General features: G+C 66.7%; 2 protein-coding genes and 1 rRNA gene. 1 reads left to right on the top strand and 2 read right to left on the bottom strand.

Going from position 1 to position 2550, the window contains the following annotated elements:
* A 16S ribosomal RNA gene (locus AOK03_RS37115) occupies positions 1–62 on the bottom strand; the annotation flags it as partial.
* A gap of 865 nt (positions 63–927) precedes the next feature.
* On the opposite strand from AOK03_RS37115, the gene trpS reads away from it, so the two are divergent.
* A complete protein-coding gene (trpS, locus tag AOK03_RS37110; protein WP_055569780.1) occupies positions 928–1938 on the top strand; it encodes a tryptophan--tRNA ligase in 1011 nt (336 codons plus the stop codon).
* Here trpS and AOK03_RS37105 read toward each other — a convergent pair.
* Positions 1893–2550 (bottom strand): GlxA family transcriptional regulator (locus AOK03_RS37105; protein WP_055569779.1); only part of this gene is annotated, 658 nt, incomplete at its 5' end. The two genes, trpS and AOK03_RS37105, sit on opposite strands and share 46 nt — an antisense overlap.

Below are 2550 nucleotides of genomic sequence, written 5' to 3'. Positions count from 1 at the left end.
ACTTGCATGTGTTAAGCACGCCGCCAGCGTTCGTCCTGAGCCAGGATCAAACTCTCCGTGAATGTGTACCGGTAATCCGGTGCAACACCACGAGAGCGGAACCAGGAAGAGGAATAATCTCCCCGGTTCACAGCGTCCTCGCTGTGTTTTTTCAAAGGAACCGCGTCCCAGCTGATGCTGGAGACGGGGTTATCAACATATCTGGCGTTGACTTTTGGCACGCTGTTGAGTTCTCAAGGAACGGACGCTTCCTTTGTACTCACCCTCGCGGGCTTTCCTCCGGGCGCTTCCCTTCGGTGTTTCTTTTGTTCTTGCGTTTCCGACTCTATCAGACTCTTTCGTGTCCGATTTCCTCGGTGCCTTTCCGGTTCCCGCTCCGGCCTTTCGGCTTTCGCGTTTCCCTTTCCGGCGGTTCCGACTTTATCAGATCCTTTCGGGCCTGACCCCCAGTCAGCGGGGTTTGTCTTTGCGGCTGTTGGGCCGTTCCGACGAGTGAGACTTTAGCGGAATCCTGGCTCCCGACCTAATCGGGGGCGTCCTTTCGAACGCCGATTCCTCATTTCGCAAACACGCATGAAAACGAGCCGAAGGCGAGGCCCAGAAGGGCGCACGACGTCGATCGTTGTAATGGTTCTTGCGGAATGGCTGCCCGGGGACCGACCATGTGGTCGACGCTCACGTCGGGCAACTCGGAGAACACTACGTAGCCACACCGGGCGTGTCAACTCCTGACGACGGGCCCCCGACGGGTCTACTCTGGGTGACGTGACTACACGTGCGTACGCCCAACTGTGGTGGGCCGCCTGAGGGCGGCCGTACATACGCATGTACTCAACGGCCGCCGCCTCGGCGGCCGTTTCTCGTTCTCCCCCTGGAGGATCCGGAGCCCGGTCGCCGGGTCGGCGGTCCTGACCAGGAGGCGGAGAAATGACGAGGATCTTCAGCGGGGTCAAGCCGACGGGGCATCTGACCCTGGGCAACTACCTGGGAGCCGTCCGGCAGTGGGCCGAGGTCGACCAGTACCGGGCCGACTCCCTGTTCAGCATCGTGGACCTGCACGCGCTGACCGTGGAGCACGATCCGGGGCGGGTGCGCAGGCTCAGTCGACAGGCGGCGACGCTGTTGCTCGCGTCGGGGATCGATCCCGAGCGGGCCACCGTCTTCGTCCAGAGCCATGTGGACGAGCACGCCCGGCTCTCGTACCTGCTGGAGTGCGTCGCCACGGACGGCGAGATGCGGCGGATGATCCAGTACAAGGAGAAGTCCGTACTGGAGCGGGCGCGGGGCGGGAGCGTACGGCTGTCGCTCCTCACCTATCCCGTGCTGATGGCGGCCGACATCCTGGCGTACGACGCCGACGAGGTGCCGGTCGGTGAGGACCAGACGCAGCACGTCGAGCTGACGCGGGACCTGGCGGTGCGGTTCAACCAGCGGTACGGGCAGACCTTCGTCGTGCCGCGGGCCACGCCGCCCAAGGTGGCCGCGCGGGTCATGGACCTGCAGGACCCCACGTCGAAGATGGGCAAGTCCCACGAAGCCGGTGCCGGGATCGTCTATCTGCTCGACGAGCCGGACGTGGTGCGCAAGAAGATCATGCGGGCCGTGACGGACAGCGGCACCGAGATCGTGTTCGACCGCGAGTCCAAGCCGGGGGTCTCGAATCTGCTGGAGATCCTCGCGGCTTGCCAGGGCGGGAACCCGGAAGCCTTGGGCGGTGCGTACGAGTCGTACGGCGCATTGAAGAAGGACACCGCCGAGGCCGTGGTGGAACTGCTCAGGCCCGTGCAGCAGCGGCACAAGGAGCTGGCGGCGGACCCCACGTATCTGGAGGAGGTGCTGCGGCGGGGGGCCGAGCGGGCGCGGGGCATGGCGAAGCCGACGGTGGACGGCGCCTATCGGGCGATCGGGCTGCTGCCGCCGGTGAACGAGGCGCGGTAGGCGCGGGGGCTGGTGGCGAGGCGCGATGCGAAGTGCTGGCGCATCGTGACCTCGCTGCCGAAGCCCGCGCGGCGGGCCACCTCGGGCATGGGGAGGTCGGTGCGTTCCAGGAGTTTCTGCGCGGCCGCGATGCGCTGGTCCAGGAGCCAGCGGAGTGGGGTCGTGCCGGTGGCCGCCGTGAAGTGGCGGGCGAAGGAGCGTGCCGACATGTCCGCGCGGGCGGCGAGGTCGTTGACCGTGAGCGGTTCGTGGAGGTGCCGGAGGGCGTATTCGCGTACGGCGGCGAGGGCATCGGCGTCGCGGTCGGCGCGTGGGGTGGGGTGCTCGATGAACTGGGCCTGGGTGCCGGAGCGGAAGGGGGCGGTGACCATCGAGCGGGCGATGGTCGCGGCGGCCTCGGAGCCGTGGGTGGTGCGGACGAGGTGCAGGCACAGGTCGATGCCGGCCGCGGTGCCCGCCGCGGTCCAGATGTTGTCGTCCTCGATGAAGAGGGCGTCGGGTTCGACCGTGACGCGGGGGTGGTGGGTGCGGAGCAGGTCGACGAGGTTCCAGTGGGTGATGGCTCGGCGGTCGTCCAGCAGTCCTGCCTGGGCGAGGGTGAAGGCGCCGCCG

This window comes from Streptomyces atriruber, from assembly GCF_001418325.1.
GTDB lineage: Bacteria > Actinomycetota > Actinomycetes > Streptomycetales > Streptomycetaceae > Streptomyces > Streptomyces atriruber.
The sequence above is the reverse complement of the archived record's forward strand: the minus strand, read 5'-3'. Positions and strand labels throughout refer to the sequence as shown.

Coding starts and splice junctions, on each gene's coding strand:
- trpS (WP_055569780.1), top strand. CDS start 928: ATGACGAGGATCTTCAGCGGGGTCAAGCCGACGGGGCATCTGACCCTG.